The 24554-nt window shown below is 69.0% G+C and carries 21 protein-coding genes and 1 pseudogene; 21 read left to right on the forward strand and 1 reads right to left on the reverse strand.

Going from position 1 to position 24554, the window contains the following annotated elements; all coding sequences use genetic code 11:
• Positions 1-242: 242 nt before the first annotated feature.
• The 13 genes and pseudogenes from QC385_RS33515 to QC385_RS33575 all read left to right on the forward strand — a co-directional run bounded on the left by QC385_RS33515 (position 243) and on the right by QC385_RS33575 (position 8265).
• The gene (locus QC385_RS33515; RefSeq protein WP_279545123.1) at positions 243-644 is read left to right on the forward strand and encodes a hypothetical protein; all 402 of its coding nucleotides are present in this window, start codon (positions 243-245) and stop codon (positions 642-644) included.
• A 757-nt stretch (positions 645-1401) separates the two neighbouring features.
• Positions 1402-2520: a phage major capsid family protein gene (locus QC385_RS33520; protein ID WP_279545124.1), complete on the forward strand. Its 1119-nt coding sequence runs from the start codon at positions 1402-1404 to the stop codon at positions 2518-2520.
• A 328-nt stretch (positions 2521-2848) separates the two neighbouring features.
• On the forward strand, positions 2849-3007 hold the full coding sequence (locus tag QC385_RS33525; protein ID WP_279545125.1) for a hypothetical protein: 159 nt from the start codon (positions 2849-2851) through the stop codon (positions 3005-3007).
• Positions 3000-3431: a hypothetical protein gene (locus QC385_RS33530; RefSeq protein WP_279545126.1), complete on the forward strand. Its 432-nt coding sequence runs from the start codon at positions 3000-3002 to the stop codon at positions 3429-3431. Before QC385_RS33525 ends, QC385_RS33530 begins: the two co-directional genes overlap by 8 nt.
• 249 nt (positions 3432-3680) lie before the next feature.
• A complete protein-coding gene (locus QC385_RS33535) occupies positions 3681-4088 on the forward strand; it encodes a hypothetical protein (protein ID WP_279545127.1) in 408 nt (135 codons plus the stop codon).
• Positions 4085-4267: a hypothetical protein gene (locus tag QC385_RS33540; protein WP_279545128.1), complete on the forward strand. Its 183-nt coding sequence runs from the start codon at positions 4085-4087 to the stop codon at positions 4265-4267. The genes QC385_RS33535 and QC385_RS33540 overlap by 4 nt, the downstream gene beginning before the upstream one ends.
• Before the next feature lie 154 nt (positions 4268-4421).
• Positions 4422-4688: a hypothetical protein gene (locus tag QC385_RS33545; RefSeq protein WP_279545129.1), complete on the forward strand. Its 267-nt coding sequence runs from the start codon at positions 4422-4424 to the stop codon at positions 4686-4688.
• Positions 4669-5187, forward strand: a complete 519-nt coding sequence (locus QC385_RS33550; protein ID WP_336621341.1) for a DUF6879 family protein — start codon at positions 4669-4671, stop codon at positions 5185-5187. The genes QC385_RS33545 and QC385_RS33550 overlap by 20 nt, the downstream gene beginning before the upstream one ends.
• A 12-nt stretch (positions 5188-5199) precedes the next feature.
• Positions 5200-6048: a helix-turn-helix domain-containing protein gene (locus tag QC385_RS33555; protein ID WP_279545130.1), complete on the forward strand. Its 849-nt coding sequence runs from the start codon at positions 5200-5202 to the stop codon at positions 6046-6048.
• 995 nt (positions 6049-7043) lie between these two features.
• Positions 7044-7298 (forward strand): hypothetical protein, encoded by a 255-nt coding sequence (locus QC385_RS33560; protein WP_279545131.1) that lies wholly within the window; start codon positions 7044-7046, stop codon positions 7296-7298.
• 76 nt (positions 7299-7374) lie between these two features.
• Positions 7375-7497 (forward strand): annotated as a pseudogene (locus QC385_RS33565) (DUF4244 domain-containing protein); the annotation flags it as partial.
• Positions 7484-7849 (forward strand): TadE family type IV pilus minor pilin, encoded by a 366-nt coding sequence (locus QC385_RS33570; protein WP_279545132.1) that lies wholly within the window; start codon positions 7484-7486, stop codon positions 7847-7849. The pseudogene QC385_RS33565 and the gene QC385_RS33570, both read left to right, overlap by 14 nt.
• A gap of 59 nt (positions 7850-7908) precedes the next feature.
• Complete coding sequence (locus QC385_RS33575; RefSeq protein ID WP_279545133.1) at positions 7909-8265, forward strand: Rv3654c family TadE-like protein; 357 nt, start codon at positions 7909-7911, stop codon at positions 8263-8265.
• Positions 8266-8554: 289 nt separating this feature from the next.
• Here QC385_RS33575 and QC385_RS33580 read toward each other — a convergent pair whose 3' ends face one another.
• Positions 8555-11071: a DEAD/DEAH box helicase gene (locus tag QC385_RS33580; RefSeq protein ID WP_279545134.1), complete on the reverse strand. Its 2517-nt coding sequence runs from the start codon at positions 11069-11071 to the stop codon at positions 8555-8557.
• Positions 11072-11150: 79 nt separating this feature from the next.
• Here QC385_RS33580 and bldG point away from each other — a divergent pair, with 79 nt between their 5' ends.
• From bldG to tmk, 8 genes are all read left to right on the forward strand, one after another.
• Entirely contained in the window at positions 11151-11492 is a 342-nt protein-coding gene (bldG, locus tag QC385_RS33585) for an anti-sigma factor antagonist BldG (RefSeq protein WP_003991900.1), read from the forward strand.
• A gap of 136 nt (positions 11493-11628) precedes the next feature.
• The gene (locus QC385_RS33590) at positions 11629-12063 is read left to right on the forward strand and encodes an ATP-binding protein (RefSeq protein ID WP_279545135.1); all 435 of its coding nucleotides are present in this window, start codon (positions 11629-11631) and stop codon (positions 12061-12063) included.
• Positions 12064-12338: 275 nt separating this feature from the next.
• Positions 12339-14744: a sodium-translocating pyrophosphatase gene (locus tag QC385_RS33595; RefSeq protein ID WP_279545136.1), complete on the forward strand. Its 2406-nt coding sequence runs from the start codon at positions 12339-12341 to the stop codon at positions 14742-14744.
• Between the two features lie 194 nt (positions 14745-14938).
• A complete protein-coding gene (locus QC385_RS33600; protein ID WP_279545137.1) occupies positions 14939-15520 on the forward strand; it encodes a small secreted protein in 582 nt (193 codons plus the stop codon).
• A gap of 255 nt (positions 15521-15775) precedes the next feature.
• The gene (locus QC385_RS33605) at positions 15776-17311 is read left to right on the forward strand and encodes a class I SAM-dependent methyltransferase (protein ID WP_279545138.1); all 1536 of its coding nucleotides are present in this window, start codon (positions 15776-15778) and stop codon (positions 17309-17311) included.
• Positions 17312-17658: 347 nt separating this feature from the next.
• On the forward strand, positions 17659-17856 hold the full coding sequence (locus QC385_RS33610; RefSeq protein ID WP_279545139.1) for a hypothetical protein: 198 nt from the start codon (positions 17659-17661) through the stop codon (positions 17854-17856).
• Positions 17857-18102: 246 nt separating this feature from the next.
• The gene (topA, locus tag QC385_RS33615; protein ID WP_279545140.1) at positions 18103-20934 is read left to right on the forward strand and encodes a type I DNA topoisomerase; all 2832 of its coding nucleotides are present in this window, start codon (positions 18103-18105) and stop codon (positions 20932-20934) included.
• Positions 20935-21319: 385 nt separating this feature from the next.
• Positions 21320-24490: a dTMP kinase gene (tmk, locus tag QC385_RS33620; protein WP_279545141.1), complete on the forward strand. Its 3171-nt coding sequence runs from the start codon at positions 21320-21322 to the stop codon at positions 24488-24490.
• The last annotated feature ends 64 nt before the right edge of the window (positions 24491-24554 follow it).

The raw sequence follows: 24554 nt of genomic DNA on the forward strand, positions 1-24554 counted from the left end.
CGCTGTATCGCGCCCGAGTCACCGACTCCCTTCATATAAGTAGAAGGGCGTTCGCGCCCGCTGCGGGTCCACCACAATCACCCGCCCCATGAACCCGCCGTGTGCCGGTGGCCTATTACTCAGGTCAATGCACACTCTTAGCCCCCTTCCGGGTTGAGCTTCTGTTACGCGTGTGGTGGCGCGTTCGGTTGCTCCCTGGGAGGGGGCTTTTTGCATTCCCACCACACCCTAGGACTTCTCTCATGGACCCGTATAAGAACGCCCATAACGCCGTTCGGGCCGAACGTGGACCGGCAAGCCTTCATCAGTGTGTTTGGTGCTGGGGCGACGCCGCCCATTGGGCATACGACCACGCCGACCCGAATGAGCTGACAGACAAGCGCCGTCACTTCTCGACGGACACGACGCATTACCGACCCATGTGCGCGCGTTGTCATCGCACCTATGACCGGCTTCACCGCGAGAACGCTGGGCCGGATCGTATGGAGCGCGAGTTCTTCAAGGCGCGCATGAGGTATCCGCGCGAAACGCTCGAAGCCATGGCGGAGCGTCGGGCAACTCACCTTCAGACCTACGTGAACGGAAAGCGCCGCACGGCTCCGCTGACTGTCGTTCAGACGACGGTTCAGCGCGTTATGGCCTGAGCGCACATTCCCTCAATTCTCCGGGCCGGTGGCGGTTGATGCTCCCGTTGCCCGTCCGGCACCTTCTCGTCAAGGACTCACACCATGCGTAATGAAATACCGCTTCGCACCTGCCGGGCTTGCTGGACTGGTGTTCCGTGTAATCAGTTTCACCCGCGCAGCAACTTCGTTTGTGATGGCTGTATGGAGCGTCACCGGAAGGTCGCTGCCGCTGAGGCAATGCGGAACATCGCTGGGGCGTCGCGCAATGGCTGAGCTTCGAACAGAGCGACCGACGGCGCCCAATTTCACAGCCGACGAATGGCACACCTTCTGTGACGGACTCCGCGCGCTGACAGTAGACAACGCCGACGCCGACGACCTTACGGTTGGCATTCTCTCCCTGTTTATCCGACGTTGGGCCGATTGGAACGGGCGGCATTTTCGTGCCTCTCCGGCCGTAATGCGCGACTTGCTACGTCAAGCCGGTTACGAGGTTCACAACCGAAGCGTCGTTTCTCCTTCCGGTAAGAAGCGAAGCCGCCGTTATGTTCGCGGGCTTCAGCTCCGGTGATTACCGAAATTCTCACGCTCGCACTTATCGCTGAGCCCTAGCGTGCCTGACGGTCCGTCAGATACTACGAAGAGTTACCAAAAGCCCCCCAGCCGGCTCAGGCTTTACGGGGTGATTCGGACAAGTCGACGGAGTTCCGTAACGCTCCGCACTTCTACCGCTGTGTAGCGACCAACCAGCACAATTCCCCGAAGGAATACACCCATGACCCTTAACGCCACCCTTGCCGCCGACCACATCGCGAAGCGGGAAGCCGCCACTGCGAAGCTGACGGCGCTTCAGGCAAAGTACGGAAAGAACCTGCCCGCCGGAGCGAAGGAGACTGAAGAGCGTCTTCTCTCCGAGATTGCGAGGAATGACGCCGCCGTGCGCGGCCTTGTGGGCGACGCCGTTGAGACTGAGCGCGACTCCGCCGACTTCAACCACATGGTTTCCCTGGGTGCGCGTCAGCGTCCCGACGACGTCGCGAAGCGCTCTTTTGATGACGTCCGAATTCTCGGAATACGAGTATCTCGCGCTGAGACTTTCTCGTTTGTCGAGCGCTCCGCCGACGCCCTTGACGCACTCGACACGGACAACTGGAAGCCCGCCCCGATCATGCTTGCTGAGGCGCCGAATGGTTCTCAGCTTCTCGCCCGGGTGCAGACCTTCACGCACGATTCCACGCGCGGTTACGTGCCGGTTGTTCCGCAGCTTCAGGCCAGCATTACCGGCCGGAATGATGAGCTTCAGCCGGGCACCATTGCAACCGGCCTGATTGGCACCTTCGAGACTGTGAAGGTTGCCGCCATGGTCAAGGCCGACCACGACGACGTTCAGGATTACCCGCAGCTTGAAGCCAGCCTTTATGCTGCGCTTCTCTCCGCTCTGGGCGCTGGGGTCGACGACGTCATTGTGAGCGGCGGAACCGACGGTGACGTAACCGTTCCTGGCCTTCTCGACCTGGGCACCGTGACCGCCGCGACTGTCACCGTGGCGAGCGTCCTGGGCGCCGTTGCGCGGGTCAAGACGGCGCGTGCCGTGCCTGACACGATCCTGATGCACCCGAACACTGAAGCGGCCTTCCTGGGCGCCATTGACGGCGCGCTTCTCGACAAGCTTCCTGCGATCGTGGCCATTCCGTCCGTGCCTGCCGACACGGCGATTGTGGCAGCGCTGGGGAACACTGCTGTGGCCATGCGCGAGAACCTGGGGGTGGCTTCGGCCACTGATCACCCTGAGCTTTTCTATAAGGATCAGGTTGCTTTCGCCGGTCGCGCCCGAATCGGTGACGTCGTCGTTGCCAATGCCGCTCACGTCCAGATCGTGAAGCCCGCAGCGTGAGTCTGAATGAATCGGTGAAGCTCCGGGAAGCCATGGCCGCACGCGCTGAAGCGGCAGGTTTTCCGGGGCTTCTCCCGTGTGCACTAACGGCCGATTGCCGGGGGCGAGACAGGGCCGAAGCAATCAGCGACGGCGGCATGCCATTTCATACCCCTTCGTTCGTGGAAGTGGTCGAGCTAAGCGAAGTTCTGAGGCGTGCGAATGTGCGGATTGCGTCCGTCAAGAACGCGCGCCACACGCTTGTTTGCCGCGCGTGCACACAATGGTTCCATCAGCGCGAAATGTGGCGGGACATGTGAAATGTGACATAGCGACTACGCACAGCGCAGTGACGGAATTCGGTACTGCCGACTTGTCGCGTATCTACGTCGCGCGCTTGAAAGAGCGTTTCAACAATCCGCCGCTGACGACTGACGGCATGGTGTGCGCCGACTGCGAGCAATGGCTGAACCTTCGATCCTGGGGACTGGTGAACGACAGTGTTTGAGAAGACCAGGGCGCGAATCGCACAGCGCCGCATTCGTAATGACCGAGCGCTGATTAGCTATGGTGCGAGTCTCGCGCGCCACTACGAATTCACGCCGGTACGGTGCGCCGAATGCGACACATATGGGCCGGTTGCCGGGGCTGTGGTCGCGCGTACCGAAGCGGGCAGTCTCGTCACGCTGGATTGGCGCTGCGCCCAGGATCATGGGCTTCACTTCCTGCCGTTTGCCGAGTGCGTACAGCGTGCGGCGGAAATGGGGATTGAGCTAGGCGCACCCCGGCAGCGCGGGTATATCGACGTCGGTCCGGTCGACAATGCCGCCTTTCTGTACAACGCCCAGACGGGGACCTTCACGGCGAGTCATGCGGCAATGGTCGGGAGCGGCATCGGGCCGGGTGCACCTATCCAATTCAAGCGTCGCTGATCAGCCTACTCACGTGAGTAGACTGATGGATTCGCAGTAGCTATGTGATGGTCCGTCAGATAAATGCCGGCTCGGGGCTAATGTCCTGGTCAACGAAGTATCTGACGGGTCGTCAGCTTCGCTTTTGGCTTTGCGTATGGGGAGGGTGCGCCGAAAGTTCGCCGGATTACGTCTCAGCGATCCCGGCCCCAGCTCGGAAAACGCACGCGTCGCGCGGCCCCTTGCTCGGGGCGACGGAAGGAAATCAAGATGATCAAAAGCTGTGCCGTCTGCGGCGGGCAATTCGAGCCGCGCAAGACACACGCCGAATACTGCGGCAAGCCCTGTCGCGATAAGGCTTACCGACAGCGGAAGGGGGCTGAGCGTCCGTCTGTCGCCCGTTCCGCCGCTGGGGGTGCTCCGCTGCCGGACGACGACAGGGAAGCGCTCAGGGAGCTTTACCGTGCCGCTGTCGCGCGCATCATTGCCGACGGGCTTGTTGTTCCCGGACGGCGGGGAGAAGCCGACGTTGCGCACCCGCTTGCACGCTTCGTCGGGCAGTGGTTCAGCGCCCTGGGGTACGCCGCGAAGCCTGCCGACGGCGACGGGGGCGACGACCTTGACGCGCTGATTGCGTCACTGCTGAAGAGCACGGACGACAAGGGGGTGAAGCTGTGAGCCTGAAGCCGACGACGGCGGAGCTTGCAAACCGGATCGCTCGCGCTTCTTCCTCGCACGCTGAGGCTGAGGCGCACCCGCTCTTCCGCACGTTCCGTCTCGCGTTCGCGCGGGATGCGGGCAGACTGCCGACCGGTGCCGACGCGTTCGACGCCGTGAACGCCCCGGACGTCTTCTAGGCGCCCAGCAACACCACGAAGCCCCCTGAGTACCCGGGAACGATCCTGGGCGCTCAGGGGGCTTTCTGCGTACCTGCCTGCCCTCTTGCGCTGACCACGCGTAGGGGTGAGGCTCGTGCACGTCTGTGCAACCGACTCGGTACAGGAGTGCCCAATGGCCCTAAAGTTCCTGGGGATTTGGCCCAACACCCCCGACGACGGCTCACCCACGATCTGGCTGGACGACACGACTGGAGACCTGATCATCCAGTCATGGACGGCGGACGCGGAGACTGTCCGGCAGGCTCAGGAAGTCGGTTCGGTGCCCGGCCACTCAACCGATGTGCCGGACCACGAAAGCGTGATCCGGTTGCCCGCAAACATGCTCCAGTTCATCCCCCGTCCGGACAGTGAGGCCAACGGTGGCAACAGCGGTACGTGAAGCACTCGCCACGGCGCAGCGGTCAGCAATGCATCTTGAGATGCGAGACAGCTACATGCGCGACGACCCGGAGTTCATCCGCTGGCAGGAAGGGCACCGGTACGACCCGGACGACCGCGAGTCGTGGTGGCGCCCATGGCTGGACGTGGTGGCGGCGACGACTGCACGGGGCGTGGCCATGCGGCGGCTTCGCGTTGTCTCCGAGCCGCTGAGCGACTACGTCCGGTACGAGTACGACGGCACGTTCACGAACGTCGCAGCGGGTGAAGACGTGCGTTGGCTCCCCCGTTCGCTGGCCCGTGACTTGTTGCTGCCCGCGCTGGATGGCTGGGTCATCGACGAGAAGACCGTGATCCTTCACCACTTCAGCGGAGAGGGTCAGTGGACGGGTCCGGGCATGGAGGTCTGGCACGACCCGCACCTTGCCGCGCAGTACGTCAAGGCGTACGAAGCCGCGTGGGAACGAGCGATCCCGCACGCGGAATACAAGCCTGTCTGACGAACGCGCACCATGGCTGTCTCCGCATCTTCCAGTGCCCAGCAAGCCCGGCAGGCTCTTGCCGATCGACTCGGTGAGCTTTGCCGGGATGCTGGGCTGACCGGCGCTGATCTGGCCGACCTATGCCAGTGGAGCCGATCCAAGTCTTCTCGGATCATGAACGCCCGTACCCCTCCGTCTGCTGAAGACATCCGGGCGTGGTGCCGTGCATGCGGGGCTGAGGATCAGACCGAAGACCTGATTGCCATGCTCCGGACGGCTGAGGGCATGTGGGTCGGGTGGCGACGCATGGAGCGCGCCGGACTCAAGCAAGCTCAGGAATCGCGCCTACCGCTGTACCAACGGACCCGCCGTTTCCGCTCGTACTCCTCATGGCTCGTGCCCGGCATGATCCAGACACAGCCGTACACGACAGCGGCTCTTCAAGCGATCCAGCGGCGGCGTGGTCTGGTGGACGATGTGGCCGACGCTGTAGCGGCTCGTATGGAGCGTCAGCGGGTCCTGTACGAGGGTGACCGACGGTTCGCGTTCCTCGTTGAAGAGTCGGTGTTGCGGTCCGGGATTGGCGGCGTGGAAGTCATGTCGGGACAGCTTGGCCACCTGATCTCGATTGCCTCACTTCCCAACGTCAGCTTGGGAGTTGTGCCCATGAGGCCGGATCGGGAGCGTTGGCCCGCTGAAGGGTTCTGGATCTACGACGCCGCTCAAGTCAACGTCGAGTTGATCTCTGGGTACCTCACGATCACGCAGCCCAGCGAAGTCGCCATGTACGCCCAAACGTTCGCGGAATTGGCCGACTTGGCTGTCTACGGTGCCGCCGCTCGTGCGCTGATCACTTCGGCTATGGATGCGCTCGGATGATTGGCGTGCAACCTCGTGCAATCCGCTGGGAGTTGAGGTTCCGCTGTTTCTAGCGTGGTTGCGATCGGACCACGCGAGGGGACGGCAGGCATGGCCAAGACGACGGCGAAGACCGCGACTGACGCGCGACAGCACGAGTACACGACTTACGCCCCGCCCGGTGAGAAGTGCCGGAAGTGCCGGAAGCCGTTCAAGTCACTGGAGACGTGCCGCCGGGTGGCCGTTGAGCGCGCGTCCGCCGGATCGAGTGCCGACCGGTACGAGCACCAAGAGTGCCCGGCATGACAGCCCCAGCAAAACGCGTCAGCGCCCGTCTAAGCGTCTTACCGGACCCGGAGTTAGTCAGCCTCACAGACGACCCTTCCGGCCCGTACGCGGACTCTCCGGAAGGCTGGTGGACGGAGTACGGCGGAGCACTGGACGTACGTTCCGGCGTCGTCTACCTCCCACCCGGTTCCGGTGCACCGTGCGCACTGCCTGAGTGCCGAGTCAAGAAGGGGGGAACGGAGTGCTGAACCTGTTTCTTGATCTTCGGACTCCCCGACTTGGACCGGTCGACCCCGACACCTGCCCAGTGTGCGCAAGGCTGCGTGAAGGTGTGACCGCAGCAATCACAACGCGCAGCAAGACGACGGCCGGAACGATCGTGCGACTCATGCACACGCACATGATCTACGGCCACCCGAACGACCGACGCACTCTGACCCCGGTTCGCTGACGCCGACCCTTGAGCGGACCGGATGAGCCCCGTCCGTGCGCACGTCCCCCTGTGGCGCATGGGCGGGGCTTTACCTCGTGCTTGTCGGCACCGAGTGCTAGCGTTCGTCACACAACAAAACAAGGCGGCCCCGGCGAGTGCTGGTAACACTCCCGAGGCCCGGACGACACCACTTAGGAGAGCTGTCGCCGTGCGCAACTCTATCGCGCATGCCCTCTTGGCATGCCTTCGCATCTTCCTTGCCGTCGTGCTGCCCGGGAAGGGTAAGCACCGGCCCGTGCACACGGAGCCCGAAGCGGTTCCCGCAGTGCCCACAGCGTCCCCGCTGCCCCGGAGCCCGTACGCGGCGTACAACGCTGCCCCGGAGCCGCTGAGGGGCGAAGACGTCCGTCTGATCCGGCCGTACTTCCTGGCCCACGAACGGGCCGAATACGCGCGCGTCACCCATGAGCGTCGGCGTGCTGCCGGACTGGCCACGCTGGGCATAGACGTCGGGCCGGACGTGATCCACGGCGTCCGGCTTCCTGCCTAGCCGCTCCCCCCTTGCCCCCAGTGACAACGCCCTGGGGGCTTCCTCAGCAGCCATCGGTGAGTTCTCACCCATCGGATACGCGATGGGAATCGTCGCGGCGGTGGCGTTCGCGGTGGTGCTCTACAAGGTCATCACGAGCGGTGCGGTCAGCGCGGAGCTCCAGAACATCGTGAAGGACGCCCTCAATGCGCGGATGTGAGCGGGGCGCGGACCGGGGGTTCGTCACGGCGGAGTCGGCCGTGGTGCTGCCCGTGCTGGTGATGTTCGCGATGGCGCTGGTGTGGGGGTTGCTGGTCGTGGCCGCACAGATCCAGTGCGTGGACGCGGCACGGACGGGCGCCCGCGCGGCGGCCCGGCAGGACCCGCCCGACGCGGTCGTGCGACTAACCCGCGAGGCGGCACCGCCCGGCGCGAAGGTGACCGTCAACCGGGGCGCGGAACACGTCCGGGTGGTCGTCGTGGCCGAGCCGCCGGTGCTGCGCGGCCTGTCCTTCGCCGTACGGGAGGAGGCCGTGGCGTCGGTGGAGGAGACGGTGGGGGTGGGCAGGTGAGACGGCGGTGTGAGGTGCGGCGCCGGGGCCGGGGGCGGCGGGACAGGAGGTGTCGACGGGTGAGTGGTGCCGCTTCGGACCAGGGGTCCGCCACCGTCTGGAGTGTCGGGGCGATCGCCGTCCTGTGCGTGGTGTTCGGCATCGTCCTCGCGCTGGGGCAGGCCGTGGTTGTCCGGCACCGTGCGGCGGGCGGTGCCGATCTCGCGGCGCTCGCGGCGGCGGACCACTGGGCCGAGGGCGGCATGGCGGCGTGCGCCCGGGCCGCCCGGGTGGCCCGGGCACAGGGCGTCCGGCTCGTGCGGTGCGAGATCGTCGGGGAGATCTCCGACGTGACGGCGGCGTCGGGCCGGGGGCCGTTCAAGGCGGAGGTCAGGGCGCGGGCGGGGCCTCCGGTGGCCCCGTTGGGTCTTCCGTAGGCCCGGGGAGAGGCAGAGGCCCGGGTGGTGCGGCTCCCTTGGGTCTCTCGTCTGTGGGGAGCGTTCTGGGCCCGGGCGGGTGCTTGGCGTCTTTCCTGGGCCTCGCGGTGGCTTGTCTGGGTCTCCTGTGGGCGAGGACCTGGCCCGGGCGGGTGCTTGGCGTCTTTCCTGGGCCTCGCGGTGGCTCCTCTGGGTCTCCTGTGGGCGAGGACCTGGCCCGGGCGGGTGCTGGAGTGCCCCTCCTGACCTCCCGGCGGCTCCCGTTGGTGGTCTTCCGGCGGCGGGGGCTTCAGGGCCCGGGCGGGTGCTCTGACGGCTCTCCTGGGCCTCCCGGCGGCTGCTCCCGCGTCTCCTTCTCCTCGGGAGCGCCCTCCAGCAGCACCGTGAGGAGCCGTACCGCCCCCCTCTTGTGCAGCGGGTCGTTGCCGTTGCCGCATTTGGGGGACTGGATGCAGGACGGGCAGCCGGCGTCGCACTCGCAGGAGGCGATGGCCTGGCGGGTGGCGGTCAGCCAGGTGCGGGCGGTGTGGAAGGCGCGCTCCGCGAAGCCAGCGCCGCCGGGGTGGCCGTCGTAGACGAAGACCGTGGGCAGGAGCGTGTCGGGATGGAGCGGGATCGACACGCCGCCGATGTCCCAGCGGTCGCAGGTCGCGAAGAGGGGCAGCAGGCCGATCGACGCGTGCTCGGCGGCGTGCAGGGAGCCGCCGAGGATCTCCGGGTTGATCCGGGCGCGGTCGAGCTGGTCCTCGGTGACGGTCCACCACACGGCCCGGGTGCGCAGCGTACGAGGAGGGAGGTCGAGTTTCGTCTCGCCCAGCACCTCACCGGTCATGAGCCGTCTGCGGAGGAAGGAGACGACCTGGTTGGTGACCTCGACGGAGCCGTAGCACAGGCGGCCGTCGCCCCAGGGGACCTCGACGTCCGTCTCCAGCACGGAGATCGACGTCGTGTCGCGGGCGACCGTGGAGTACGGCGGGGCGGCTTCCTCGACGAGGGCGACGGAGTCCTCCAGGTCCAGTGACCGCACCAGGTACGTGCGGCCCTGGTGGAGGTGGACCGCTCCCTCGTGGACGGTCGAGTGCGCGGCGCCGGCGTCGACCGTGCCGAGCAGCCGGCCCGTGCCGGTCTCGACGACCTGGATCGGGCGCCCGCCCTCACCGCGGATGTCGGTCAGGTCGGCGGCCCGCTCTCGCCGGGTCCAGTGCCAGGCCCTGGTGCGGCGGCGCAGCAGCTTGGCGGCCTCGAGCTGGGGGAGGAGGTCCTCGCAGGCCGGGCCGAACAGGTCCAGGTCCTCGTCCGTCAGGGGCAACTCCTCGGCGGCCGCGCACAGGTGCGGGGCCAGCACGTAGGGGTTGTCGGGGTCGAGGACCGTCGACTCGACGGGCTGGTCGAACAGGGCCTCCGGGTGGTGGACGAGGAAGGTGTCCAGCGGGTCGTCACGCGCGACCAGGACGGCCAGCGCCCCCTGCCCGGACCGTCCGGCCCGGCCCGCCTGCTGCCACAGGGAGGCGCGTGTGCCCGGATAGCCGGCGATGACGACCGCGTCCAGGCCGGAGATGTCGATGCCGAGTTCGAGGGCGTTCGTCGCGGCGAGGCCCAGCAGTTCACCCGAATGGAGGGCGCGTTCGAGTGCGCGGCGCTCCTCCGGGAGATAGCCGCCCCGGTACGCCGCGACACGCCGGGCCAGTGACCGGTCGACCTCGGCCAGTCGCTCCTGGGAGATGACGGAGATCAGCTCGGCACCCCGCCGGGACCGTACGAAGGCGACCGAGCGCACGCCCTGCACGGTGAGGTCGGTGAGCAGGTCGGCGGCCTCGGCGGTGGCCGTACGGCGGACGGGAGCGCCCTTCTCGCCGTGCAGCTCGGTCAGCGGCGGTTCCCAGAGGGCGAACACCAGTTCACCGCGCGGGGAGGCGTCGTCGGCGACCTCCACCACCGGCAGGCCGGTGAGGCGGCGGGCGGCCACCGCGGGCTCGGCGGCGGTGGCGGAGGCCAGCAGGAACACCGGCGAGGCGCCGTAGCGGGCGCACAGGCGGCGCAGCCGGCGCAGCACCTGGGCGACGTGCGAGCCGAAGACGCCGCGGTAGGTGTGGCACTCGTCGACGACGACGTACTTCAGCGACTTCAGGAAGGAGGACCAGCGGGTGTGGGACGGCAGGATGCCGCGGTGCAGCATGTCCGGGTTGGTCAGGACGTAGTTGGCGTACTGGCGGATCCACTCGCGCTCCTCGAACGGAGTGTCGCCGTCGTACACGGCGGTGCGTACCGAATGGCCCAACGGATGTGAAAGTTCCTTCACGGAGCGGCACTGATCCGCCGCAAGAGCCTTGGTGGGGGCCAGGTAGAGGGCGGTCGCGCCGCGGCCGTTCGGGGCCTCGGCGCCGTCCAGGAGGGTGGAAAGGACCGGCGCGAGGTAGGCCAGGGACTTGCCGGAGGCCGTGCCGGTGGCGACGACGACCGATTCGCCGTCCAGCGCGTGCTCCGCCGCACGCGCCTGATGGGCCCAGGGATGCTCGATGCCCGCGGCCCGCACGGCCGCCACGACCTCCGCGCGGATCCGGTCCGGCCAGACGGCATGCCGACCCTCGCGCGGGGGCAAGTGCTCCGTATGAGTAATGCGCGAAGCCCTGCTCGGACCGGACGCGAGGCGGTCCAGGACCGCGCCCGGCGCGGGTCGGGAGGCGGGGTCCGTCGGGGGTCGATCGGATCGGTGATTCTTGGCCATCGGCACCGAGTGTGTCACTGGCGTGACGGACAATGGAGCCAAGGCGTCGTGCACGCCTGCCCGTAAGTGATTGAATGCCATCGCGGCTGGCGAACCGTCCAGGGGACGAAGCCGAGGTGCCCCAAGGGCGACCGCTCGATAGCAAGGTGCTGGAGGATCCGTGGACCTGTCCCTGTCGACCGAGACCATGGGCGATCGCACGATCGTCAGGGTCGGTGGCGAAATCGACGTATATACCGCGCCCAAGCTGCGCGAGCAGTTGGTCGAGCTGGTGAACGACGGCAGTTTCCACCTTGTCGTCGACATGGAGGGCGTGGACTTCCTCGACTCCACCGGGCTCGGCGTGCTGGTCGGCGGCCTGAAGCGTGTGCGGGCCCATGAGGGCTCACTGCGCCTGGTCTGCAACCAGGAGCGCATTCTGAAGATCTTCCGCATCACCGGCCTCACCAAGGTGTTCCCCATTCACACCTCGGTCGAGGAAGCGGTGGCGGCGACCGACTGACCGCCGGACCCGGGCCTCGTGCCCGGGCCGGCCGAAGTCGCGGCAAGAGTTCGGCAGAAGTGAAGACCGAGGGGGCCCGGGCTTTTCGGCGGCCCGGAGCCTCTCGACAGCACGCCCGTAGTTGCGAGGGGGATGCATGGCCACCGTTGAGCTCCGCTTCAGCGCGCTGCCCGAGCACGTCAGGACCGCCCGGCTGGTGGCGGCCGCGGTGGCGCGCAGGGCCGGAGTGGACGAGGCCGTCCTCGACGAGGTCAGGCTCGCCGTCGGCGAGGCCTGTACGCGGGCCGTCGGACTGCACCAGACCGGCGGGATCTCGGCACCGGTGAAGGTGCTGCTGATCGAGGAGGAGAAACAGTTCTCCATCGAGGTCGGCGACGAGGCCCCGCACGCGGTCCCCGGCGAGCGCACAGGCGCCGGACCCGGCGACCCCGACGGCGAGGCCGAGGAGGACGAGATGGGCCTCGCGGTCATCAGCGGACTCGTCGACGACGTCGAGGTCAGCGCGGGGGAGCACGGCGGGTCGATCAAGATGACCTGGCCGACCACCCCGCCGCCGACCATCCTGGCCTGACAAGCCACCGCGCACACCGTTCTTGACGGAGGGCCCCACACCCGTGGGGCCCTTCGTCATGTGCGGGTGTCAGTGGTCGCCTTTACAGTAGTTCCTGTGCCGTTCCTCGCGTGAATTCGTTCACGATCATTCGCATGCTCCACGGCAGTCCGAGAATGCTTTCAGGGCATTACCTCAGAAGGCCAATTCCACTTATCGCGCTCTGTTTTGATCAGGTTCCGGTACCTACAATCCCGTCCACATCTTGAGCTCAGCCCAAGCGTCAAGGAGGACGAATGGCGGGGCTTTTCAACTCACCACAGTCGGGCCATCCCACAGACCTCGCAGCCGCCGTACTGACCGATGACAACCGCGTTCTCGTCGTGGTCATCGCGGTCGTCGCGCTGGCGGCACTCGTGGTCGCGGGCGTCCTGGTGCGCCAGGTACTCGCGGCCGGCGAGGGCACCGACAGCATGAAGAAGATCGCGGTGGCGATCCAGGAAGGCGCGAACGCCTATCTGGCACGTCAGCTGCGCACGCTCGGCGTATTCGCCGTGGTCGTGTTCTTCCTGCTCATGCTGCTGCCCGCGGACGACTGGAATCAGCGTGCCGGTCGGTCGGTGTTCTTCCTGATCGGAGCGGCGTTCTCGGCGGCCACCGGCTATATCGGCATGTGGCTCGCCGTACGCAGCAATGTGCGTGTCGCGGCGGCGGCGCGTGAAGCGACACCGGCGGAAGGCGAGCCGGAAAAGGATCTCACCGCCGTCTCGCACAAAGCGATGAAGATCGCATTTCGCACGGGTGGCGTCGTCGGCATGTTCACGGTGGGCCTCGGCCTGCTGGGCGCCTCCTGCGTGGTGCTGGTGTACGCGGCCGACGCGCCGAAGGTGCTCGAGGGCTTCGGCCTCGGGGCCGCGCTGATCGCGATGTTCATGCGTGTCGGCGGCGGCATCTTCACCAAGGCCGCCGACGTCGGCGCCGACCTGGTCGGCAAGGTCGAACAAGGCATTCCGGAGGACGACCCGCGCAATGCCGCGACCATCGCCGACAACGTGGGCGACAACGTCGGCGACTGTGCGGGCATGGCGGCCGACCTCTTCGAGTCGTACGCCGTGACCCTGGTCGCCGCGCTGATCCTGGGCTCGGCGGCCTTCGGCGACGCCGGGCTCGGCTTCCCGCTGCTCGTGCCGGCGATCGGGGTGATCACCGCCATGATCGGCATCTTCGCGGTGGCGCCGAGGCGGGCCGACCGCAGCGGCATGAGCGCCATCAACCGCGGCTTCTTCATCTCCGCGGTGATCTCGCTCGTGCTGGTGGCCGTGGCCGTCTTCGTCTACCTGCCCGGGAAGTACTCGGACCTGGACGGCGTGACGGACGCGGCGATCACCGGCAAGGACGGCGACCCCCGGATCCTCGCGCTCGTGGCGGTGGCCATCGGCATCGTGCTCGCCGCCCTGATCCAGCAACTGACCGGCTACTTCACCGAGACCACCCGGCGTCCCGTCCGGGACATCGGCAAGACCTCGCTCACCGGCCCGGCCACCGTCGTCCTCGCCGGTATCTCCGTGGGTCTCGAATCCGCCGTCTACACCGCCCTGTTGATCGGCCTCGGCGTGTACGGGGCGTTCCTGCTCGGCGGCACGTCGATCATGCTGGCGCTGTTCGCGGTGGCGCTGGCGGGCACCGGCCTGCTCACCACGGTCGGCGTGATCGTCGCGATGGACACCTTCGGGCCGGTCTCCGACAACGCGCAGGGCATCGCGGAGATGTCCGGCGACGTCCAGGGCGCGGGCGCGCAGGTGCTCACGAACCTGGACGCGGTCGGCAACACCACCAAGGCGATCACCAAGGGCATCGCGATCGCCACGGCCGTGCTCGCGGCGGCGGCGCTGTTCGGGTCGTACCGGGACGCGATCTTCACCGGAGCCCGAGACGTGGGCGAGCAGTTGTCCGGGGCGGGGGCGCCGCTGAGCCTGATGATGGACATCTCGCAGCCCAACAACCTCGTGGGTCTCATCGCGGGTGCGGCGGTCGTCTTCCTCTTCTCGGGGCTGGCGATCAACGCCGTGTCGCGGTCGGCCGGTGCCGTGGTCTTCGAAGTGCGGCGGCAGTTCCGCGAGCGGCCCGGGATCATGGACTACACGGAGAAACCGGAGTACGGCAAGGTCGTCGACATCTGCACCAAGGACGCCTTGCGCGAGCTCGCCACGCCCGGTCTGCTCGCCGTGATGGCGCCCATCTTCATCGGGTTCACGCTCGGGGTCGGCCCGCTCGGCGCGTTCCTGGCCGGCGCGATCGGCGCGGGCACGCTGATGGCGGTGTTCCTGGCCAACTCCGGTGGCGCCTGGGACAACGCCAAGAAGCTCGTCGAGGACGGCCACCACGGAGGCAAGGGCAGTGAGGCCCATGCGGCGACCGTGATCGGCGACACCGTCGGCGACCCCTTCAAGGACACCGCCGGTCCCGCGATCAACCCGCTGCTGAAGGTCATGAACCTGGTGTCGCTGCTCATCGCGCCCGCGGTGATCAAGTTTTCCTACGGCCCGGACAAGAGCATCGGAGTACGAATCCTGATCGCGGCCCTCGCGTTCGTCGTCATCGCCGGTGCGGTGTACGTGTCAAAGCGGCGCGGAATCGCCATGGGTGACGAAGACAACGCCGAACCGGAACCCAAGTCGGCAGACCCGGCGGTGGTTTCGTAGGGAGGTCGTCCAAGCCCCAGCTCAAGGTGCGGGCGGGCGGCGCGCGTTGACGCGTCGCCCGCCCGCTCTGTGCGTTTGCACCACCGCGTCGTGAGGCTTCTCTCGCTTGGTGCAAAAGGTTACAAAAAGGTCTTAATAGACTCTCGGCGTGCGGGTGCCGTGCATCCGGCGTGTATGTTCCGGGGCCGAGAGCCATGGAAGGGACCAAACCGGTGAACAAGAAGCTCGCGGCCGCACTGTCCGGCGGTGCGGTACTGGTACTGGCGCTGTCGGGTTGCGGCGGCGACGACAACGAGAAGCTGGACTCCTGGGCCAAGCAGGTCTGCGACGCCGTACAGCCGCAGGCCAAGAAGATCGAGTCGGCCAATGCCTCGATCCAGAAGGAGACCTCGGACAACAGCAAGCCGGAGGACGTCCAGAAGACCGACGCCAAGGCCTTCCAGGACATGTCCGACGCCTACAAGGCCATCGGGGCCGCGGTGACCAAGGCCGGGGCACCGGACGTCGAGAACGGCGAGAAGAAGCAGCAGGACGCCGTCAAGGAGCTCAACACGATCTCCACCTCGTACGCCTCCCTGAAGAAGCAGGTCGACGCGCTCGACACCAAGGACCAGGGCAAGTTCGCGGACGGCCTCAAGGACATCGCCACCGAGCTCGACAAGCTCGGCAAGAGCGGGAACGACGCGCTCCGGACCCTGGAGGAGGGCGAGGTCGGCCAGGCGATGGCCCGGCAGGACAGCTGCAAGGCGGCCACGGCGCCGGCGACCCAGAGCTGAGCAACGAGCCTTCTTGGGGCCGACGGGACAGTTGAGCCGGAAGTGACGGTCGGGCCGGTCCGCCGCTGAGCTGAGGGTGACTGCCGGGCCGGTCCGCCGCTGAGCTGAGGGTGACTGCCGGGCCGGTCCGCCGCTGAGCTGAGGGTGACTGCCGGGCCGGTCCGCCGCTGAGCCGAGTGCGACTGCCGGGCCGGTCCGCCGAGCCGCGCCCGTTGCCCGGCACGGGCACTCGCGATACCGGCGCCTGCGGACACAATGGGGGGCGTGAGTAACGCCAGCCAGTCACCCCTGTCCCCGCTGCCCTCCTCCGACCGTCCCGATGTCGCCGCCCGGCTCCGGGACGCCCTGCTCGGAGCCTCCTTCACCGCCGACGGGCTGCTCGAACTGCTCGGCGCCCCCGCGTACGCGGCCCTGGCCCGGAGCGAGACCGTGCCCGCGCTCCGGGCGACCCGCGGGGACACGCCGCTGGAGTTGCTCGTCCGGCTGTTCCTCCTTCAGCAGCCCGTGCCGCACGCGCGCGTGGTGGACGTCCTGCCCGTCGAGGCGTGCCTGGAGAGCGGCTGGCTGACGCGCGCCGGCGACGAACTCGCCGCCGCCGTGGACGTACGGCCTTACGGCGGGCCCGGTGGCGAGGACTGGTTCATCGTCTCGGACCTGGGCTGCGCGGTCGGCGGCGCCGGCGGGATCGGCCGGCGTGACGAGGGAGTCGTCCTGGGAGTCGGCGGCGCCTCGACGACGCTCGCCGGCATCACCGTCCGTACCCCCGTCGCCGCCGCGCTCGACCTCGGCACCGGCTCCGGTATCCAGGCGCTGCACGCCGCGCAGCACGCCACGCGCGTGACCGCCACCGACCTCAACCCGCGCGCGCTGCACATCACCGCCCTCACGCTGGCGCTGTCCGGCACCCCGGCCGCCGATCTGCGCGAGGGCTCCCTCTTCGAGCCGGTGCGGGACGACGAGAAGTACGACCTGATCGTCTCGAACCCGCCGTTCGTGATCTCTCCCGGCGCACGGCTCACCTACCGCGACGGCGGGATGGGCGGGGACGATCTGTGCCGCACGCTCGTTCAGGAGGCGGGGGAGCGGCTGAACGAGGGCGGGTTCGCGCAGTTCCTCGCCAACTGGCAGCACGTGGAAGGGGAGGACTGGCAGGAGCGGCTCAGGTCATGGGTGCCTCGGGGCTGTGACGCGTGGGTCGTGCAGCGCGAGGTGCAGGACGTCAACCAGTACGCCGAGCTGTGGCTGCGGGACGCGGGCGACCACCGCGAGGACGTGGCGGAGTACCAGGCGCGGTACGACGCCTGGCTCGACGAGTTCGAGGCGCGCAAGGTGAAGGCGGTCGGCTTCGGCTGGATCACCCTGCGCAGGACGGGCGCCGCCGTGCCCTCCGTCACGGCGGAGGAGTGGCCGCATCCGGTCGAGCAGCCGCTCGGGGACGCCATCCGGGCCCACTTCGACCGGCTCGACTACCTGCGCGACCACGACGACGCCGCCCTGCTCGAAGCACACTTCCGGCTCGGCGCCGAGGTCGTGCAGGAACAGGTCGGGCTGCCCGGCGCGGAGGATCCCGAGCATGTCGTGCTGCGCCAGAACCGCGGCATGCGCCGGGCCACCCGGGTGGACACGGTCGGCGCCGGCTTCGCGGGCGTGTGCGACGGCACGATGAGCGCCGGCCGCATCCTCGACGCCATCGCCCAGCTGATCGGCGAGGACCCGGTGCTGCTGCGCGACCGCACTCCGGCGCAGATCCGGCTGCTCGTCGAGCAGGGGTTCCTGGAGCCGGTCCGCTGAGGGACTCGGCAGGGGCGCCTGCCGAGAGGCCCGCTCGTGCACCACATCCGAGGGGGCGCCCGGCAGGACTTCCGCGGGGCGGCCGTGCACCACGCCTGCCCCACGGGTCACTCAGCGCACCCCCCATCCCGTGTTCAACTCTCACAGGCCCTCGGTGAGGAGACCCGTCAATAAAATTCGAGTCGATTTGAACACCTCGTCCGAAACGGTCCGTGAGGGCCCGGACGTCCCCGATCCGCAGCTGTGTCGCCCCGGCGTTCACCTCCGGTTCGCCTGCCCGCCGCCCACGCGTGTCAGCCTCCGTTGGCTGGGGAGACGCGGACAGGAGAAAAGGGGCGCGGCGAGCGATGGAGAGCGAACCGGCGATCTTCGCGGGAGCGGTGTTCTCCCTGTTCGGAGGCGGACTGCTGGCCTGGACCGTGACGCGCGTGCGCCAGCACCAGCCTGTCGCCCAAGGTGTGAGCCCGGTCGCATCGGCGACCCTCGCGAGCGTCGTCGCGCTGCTCGCCCTGGCGGCCGGAACCTGGTGCTTCACCCGCCTCTGAAGCCCGTGCCGGTGAGGCTCCCGTGGGTAACCGGGAGGTTGCACTCCGCATCGACCCGGGCCTGCTCCGGGCACTCCGGGCGGCAGGAACGGTGGTAGTCGGGTTACCGTTCGAGTGGCCGTTGCGGGCTTTCCCCGTTTGACACGGGGGCGGGATGTACCGTCACACTCCGCAGCGTCACCACGACCCGACCCCGGGAGACGAACCCTGGGGAGGCCCCAGCGTCGACCGGAGAGAAGAGCGAAGTTGTCCCCGACCAGCGAGACCGCACAGGGCGGCCGCCGACTCGTCATCGTCGAGTCGCCTGCCAAGGCGAAGACGATCAAGGGCTACCTGGGCCCCGGCTACGTAGTCGAGGCGAGCGTCGGGCACATCCGCGACCTTCCCAACGGCGCCGCCGAGGTGCCCGACAAGTACACCGGCGAGGTCCGCCGCCTCGGTGTGGACGTCGAACACGACTTCCAGCCGATCTATGTGGTCAACGCTGATAAGAAGGCGCAGGTCAAGAAGCTCAAGGACCTGCTGAAGGACTCCGACGAGCTCTTCCTCGCCACCGATGAGGACCGCGAGGGCGAGGCCATCGCCTGGCACCTCCAGGAGGTCCTCAAGCCCAAGGTCCCGGTCAAGCGGATGGTCTTCCACGAGATCACCAAGGCCGCGATCCAGGCCGCCGTGGCCAACCCGCGCGAGCTGAACCAGAAGCTCGTCGACGCCCAGGAGACCCGCCGCATCCTCGACCGCCTCTACGGCTACGAGGTCTCGCCGGTCCTGTGGAAGAAGGTCATGCCGCGGCTGTCCGCGGGCCGTGTCCAGTCGGTCGCCACACGACTCGTCGTGGAGCGGGAACGCGAGCGCATCGCCTTTCGTTCGGCTGAGTACTGGGACCTGACGGGCACCTTTGCGACCGGCCGCGCGGGAGACCAGTCGGACCCGTCGTCGCTGGTCGCGCGCCTCCAGACCGTCGACGGCAGGCGGGTCGCGCAGGGCCGCGACTTCGACTCCCTGGGACAACTGAAGAGCGCGAACACCCTCCACCTCGACGAGGCGAACGCCCGCGCCCTGGCCGCCGCCCTGGAGAACACGAGCTTCGCGGTCCGGTCCGTCGAGTCCAAGCCGTACCGCCGCTCGCCGTACGCCCCGTTCCGTACGACGACGTTGCAGCAGGAGGCGAGCCGCAAGCTCGGCTTCGGCGCGAAGGCGACCATGCAGATCGCCCAGAAGCTGTACGAGAACGGCTACATCACGTACATGCGTACGGACTCCACGACCCTGAGCGACACCGCGGTCGCCGCCGCCCGCGCCCAGGTCACGCAGCTGTACGGCGCCGACTACCTGCCGCCGCAGCCGAGGACGTACGCCGGGAAGGTCAAGAACGCGCAGGAGGCCCACGAGGCGATCCGCCCCTCGGGTGATCGTTTCCGCACTCCCGCCGAGACCGGACTGACCGGTGACCAGTTCAAGCTGTACGAGCTGATCTGGAAGCGGACTGTCGCCTCCCAGATGAAGGACGCGACCGGCAACAGCGTCACGGTGAAGATCGGCGGCACGGCGGCCGACGGCCGGGACGTCGAGTTCAGCGCGTCCGGCAAGACGATCACCTTCCACGGCTTCCTCAAGGCCTACGTCGAAGGCGCCGACGACCCGAACGCCGAGCTCGACGACCGCGAGCGCCGGCTGCCCCAGGTCTCCGAGGGCGACGCCCTGAGCGCCGAGGAGATCACGGTCGACGGGCACGCCACCAAGCCCCCGGCCCGCTACACCGAGGCCTCCCTCGTCAAGGAGCTGGAAGAGCGCGAGATCGGCCGCCCGTCGACGTACGCGTCGATCATCGGCACGATCCTGGACCGCGGCTATGTGTTCAAGAAGGGCACGGCCCTGGTGCCGTCCTTCCTGTCCTTCGCCGTGGTCAACCTCCTGGAGAAGCACTTCGGGCGGCTCGTCGACTACGACTTCACCGCCAAGATGGAGGACGACCTCGACCGCATCGCCCGCGGTGAGGCGCAGTCCGTGCCGTGGCTGAAGCGGTTCTACTTCGGCGAGGGCACAGGCGGGGGCGGTGCCGCCGACGCCGGCAACGGCGACGGGGACCACCTCGGTGGCCTCAAGGAGCTGGTGACGGACCTGGGCGCGATCGACGCGCGCGAGGTGTCGTCGTTCCCCGTGGGCAACGACATCGTGCTGCGGGTCGGCCGCTACGGCCCGTACATCGAGCGCGGCGAGAAGGACACCGAGCAGCATCAGCGCGCCGACATCCCCGACGACCTGGCGCCGGACGAGCTGACCGTCGACCTCGCGGAGGAGCTGCTCGCCAAGCCGAGCGGCGACTACGAACTGGGCACGGACCCGGCCACCGGCCACACGATCGTCGCCAAGGACGGCCGTTACGGCCCGTACGTGACGGAGATCCTCCCCGAGGGCACCCCGAAGACGGGCAAGAACGCGGTCAAGCCGCGCACGGCGTCCCTGTTCAAGTCGATGTCGCTGGACACGGTGACCCTCGACGACGCCCTGAAGCTCATGTCGCTGCCGCGCGTCGTCGGCGCCGACGCCGAGGGCCAGGAGATCACCGCGCAGAACGGCCGCTACGGCCCGTATCTGAAGAAGGGCACGGACTCGCGCTCGCTCCAGTCCGAGGAGCAGCTCTTCACGATCACGCTGGAAGAGGCGCTGGCGATCTACGCCCAGCCGAAGCAGCGTGGCCGGGCGGCCGCCAAGCCGCCGCTGAAGGAGCTGGGCACGGACCCGGTGAGCGAGAAGCCGGTCGTCGTCAAGGACGGCCGCTTCGGGCCGTACGTCACCGACGGGGAGACCAACGCGACCCTGCGCTCCGGCGACAGCGTCGAGGAGATCACCCCGGAGCGCGGCTTCGAGCTGCTCGCCGAGAAGCGCGCGAAGGCGCCGGCGAAGAAGACCGCGAAGAAGGCGGCCAAGAAGGCTCCGGCGAAGAAGACGACAACGGCCAAGAAGACCGCGGCGAAGAAGACCACGACCGCGAAGAAGACGACGGCCAAGAAGACCACCACCGCGAAGAAGACGGCCGCCAAGACGGTGACCGCCTCGGAGCCGGCGGAGGACTGAGGCCCGTTCAGGGCCGGTTCGGGATCTGCGCGAGGACTCGCGCGGGATCTGCGCGGGGAGTCGCGCGGGATCTGCGCGGGGAGTCGCGCGGGATCTGCGCGGGGAGTCGTGCGGGACCGGTTCGGGATTCGTCGGAACCGTTCAGGATTCGCGCGGGATCAGTTCCGGAGTCGCGTGTGCCCGTTCGGGATTCGCGCGGGATCGGTTTCGGAGTCGCGCGCCCGTTCGGGATTCGCGTCGGGCCCGTCCGGTATCCGGACTGTCAGGGTCCGGATCTTCGCCCAGGGTTCGGAAAGCGAACGCCCCGGCAACACTTCGGTGTCGGGGCGTGCTCATGCCAGGCCGGGCATCACAGCGTGTCGGTGGCTCCCGATAGGCTGAATGCATGACGCGAGCCGAGCATCCAACGGCCTCTCAGCCAGCCCCCGACGACGCCCTGGTCGCGGACTCCCGCGAGCGTGCCGTCCGCGCCCTGCTGCGCCGTCCGCAGTTGAAGCGGTTGTGGAGCGCACAGCTCGTGGGCGGCGTGGGCGACACCCTGGCCCTACTCGTGCTGGTCGTCCTCGCCCTCCAAACGGCCGTCGCCGAGGGCTCGTTCGGGGGCGGCTACCGAGGCGTGGCGTTCGCAGTGGCGACCGTTTTCGGGGTGCGCATCCTGGCGACGCTCCTGTTCGGCGCCGTGCTCCTCGGGCCGCTCACCGCGCTCACCTCACAGGACGGCCCGCTGGACCGCCGCTGGACCATGGTGGGCGCGGACGGACTGCGCGCGGCGCTGCTCATCGTCGCCCCGCTGTGGATCGACTGGACCCCCGATGACGCGCTGGCCATTCTCCTTGTCACGGCCTTCGTGACCGGAGTCGCCGAGCGGTTCTGGACGGTGTGCCGCGAGAGCGCGGCCCCCGCGCTGCTGCCGCCCCCGCCGCCGGAAGGCGCGACGGTACGGCCGCTGCCCGACCACATGGACACCCTGCGCCGTCTGTCGCTGCGCACCGGCTTCGTCTCGATCCCGCTCGCGGCCGTCGCCCTTGTCGTCGCGGCCCTGTTCAACAATCTGCTGGGCACCGGCATCGACTGGTTCGCCCAGCACCAGGCGGCCCTCGCCTCCTACGTCGCGGCAGGGCTGTTCGCCGCCTCCCTGTCCGTGCTGACCTTCCTGGAACTGCCCGCCACGCGTACCCCCCGCGCGCGGTCGCCGCTCGAGGGGCTGCGCCGCCCGAAGACCGGCACCGGCGCCGACAAGGGCCGCACCGGTGTGATGCCGCTGCTGGTGCTGGCCTGCGCGGCCGTCGCCGCCGCGGTGTCCGCCGCCGTCGCCGTGGCCGTGCTGCACGCCAAGGACCTGGGCGGCGGCCCGGTGCTCTACGGGCTGTTCGTGGCCGCGCTGACCGGCGGCGTCGTCGTCGGCATCCGTACGGCGTCCTCGCTGCTGCCCGCCCTGTCGCGCCGCCGGCTGCTCGCGCTGGCCATCGCCTTCACCGGTGTCGCGCTGCTGGCCGCCGGGCTCGTCCCGGACGTCACCAGCGTGCTGCTGATCCTCGCGCTGGCCGGCGTCGGCGCGGGCATGTCCGCCAACACCGGGCACACCCTGCTCGACCAGGAGACCGAGGAATACCGGCGGTCCCGTACGACGGAGCACCTGCACGCGGTCGTCCGCGTCTGCGTGGCGCTCGGCGCGGTGATCGCCCCGGCGGTGGCGGCGGGGATCGGGCCGCACCGGCTGGAAAGCGGCAAGTTCGTCTTCGCGCACGGCGGCGCGGCCTTCACACTGATGCTGGCCGGCGCCCTGCTGCTGCCGGTGGCCGCACTGGTACTGGCCAAGGTCGACGACCGTTCCGGAGTCCCGCTGCGTCAGGACCTGCGCGACGCGCTGTTGCGCGGTGACGACCCGGAGCAGGCGCCCGCCGCCTCCGGTTTCTTCATCGCCCTGGAGGGCGGCGACGGGGCCGGGAAGTCCACGCAGGCCGAGGCGCTCGCCGAGTGGATCCGCGGCAAGGGCCACGAGGTCGTGCTCACGCGCGAGCCGGGGGCGACGCCGGTGGGCAAGCGGCTGCGGTCGATCCTGCTGGACGTGTCGAGCGAGGGGCTGTCGCACCGCGCGGAGGCCCTGCTGTACGCGGCCGACCGGGCCGAGCACATCGACACCGTCGTACGGCCAGCCCTGGAGCGCGGCGCGGTCGTCATCTCCGACCGGTACATCGACTCCTCCGTCGCCTACCAGGGCGCGGGCCGCGACCTGTCGCCGACCGAGATCGCCCGGATCAACCGCTGGGCCACGAACGGACTGGTGCCGCATCTGACCGTCCTGCTGGACGTCGCGCCGGAGACCGCGCGCGAGCGGTTCACCGAGGCGCCCGACCGCCTGGAGTCGGAGCCGGCCGAGTTCCACGCGCGCGTGCGGGCCGGTTTCCTGACCCTGGCCGCGGCCGACGCCGGGCGGTACCTGGTGGTGGACGCCGGCCAGGAGCCCGAGGCCGTCACGACCGTCATCCGGCACCGGCTCGACCAGGTGCTGCCGCTGTCCGAGGCCGAGATCAAGGCTCAGGAGGAGGCACGGAAGAAGGCCGAGGAGGAGGCCCGCCGGAAGGCCGAGGAAGAGGCTGCCCGCAAGGCCGAGGAAGAGCGCCTGGAGCGTGAGCGCCAGGAGCAGCTCGCCCGGCTGCGTGCCGAGGAGGAGGAGCGCAAGCGGCGCGAGCTGGAAGAGGCGCAGCGGCGCGAGGCCGAGCGGCAGGCGGAGGAGGCTCGTCGGCGGGCCGAGGAAGCGCGGAAGAAGGCCGAGGAGGAGCGGGCTCGGCTCCTCGCGGAGGAGAAGGCCCGCGCCGAGGAGGAAGCCCGGCGCAAGGCCGAGGAGGAACGCCGCCGCCAGCAGGCCGAGGAAGAGGCCCGGCTGCGCGCCGAGGCCGAGGCGCTCCGCCTGGAGAAGCAGCGCAAGGCCGAGGCGGCCCTGCTGCGGGCCGAGGAGGCCCGGCGTCTGGCGGAGGCGGCGGCCGCTGCCGCGGAGTCCGGTCCGAAGAGCTCCGCGCCGCGGGGTGCCTCAGGTTCGACGGCCGCCGCTCAGGACGCGGCGACGGTGCCGACGCCAGTGGTGAAACCGGGCGGCGCAGGGGACGACACGACCGTGCTGCGCCCGGTGCGGGACGAGGAGCAGGGCCGGGGTGGCCGGACCTCCGGCGGGTCCGACGCCGAGGTGACGGCCGAGCTGCCCAAGCCGCCGGTTCCGCCGGGTGCGGGCGACGAGACGGCCGTGCTGCCCCCCGTCCGGCCGGAGGACGCCGAGGAGACGGCCGTGCTGCCGCCCGTACGGGAGGACGATCCGGCGGACCGGGTTCCGCCCGGGTACTTCCGGGAGGACGCCCCGGCCGCCCGGCCCGACGGCACGGACCGTACGCGGGAGATGCCCCAGGTCGACGCCGAGGGCCGGCCCCGCCGGCGTTCCGACTGGGCCGAGGAGACGCCGCTGGACGACCTGCCGTCCCTGGCGGACGAGCTGCTCGGACCGCACGAGGAGGAGCCGGACGACGGGCGGGGACGCCGGGGGAAGGGCGGCCGGGGCCGCTGAGGCCTCCGGCGGTGCGACTGAGGGCCCGGGCCGACGCGGGAGTCGGACCCGGGCCCGACTTGCG

The organism is Streptomyces sp. DH10, from assembly GCF_029813805.1.
GTDB classification, from domain to species: Bacteria; Actinomycetota; Actinomycetes; order Streptomycetales; family Streptomycetaceae; genus Streptomyces; species Streptomyces coeruleofuscus.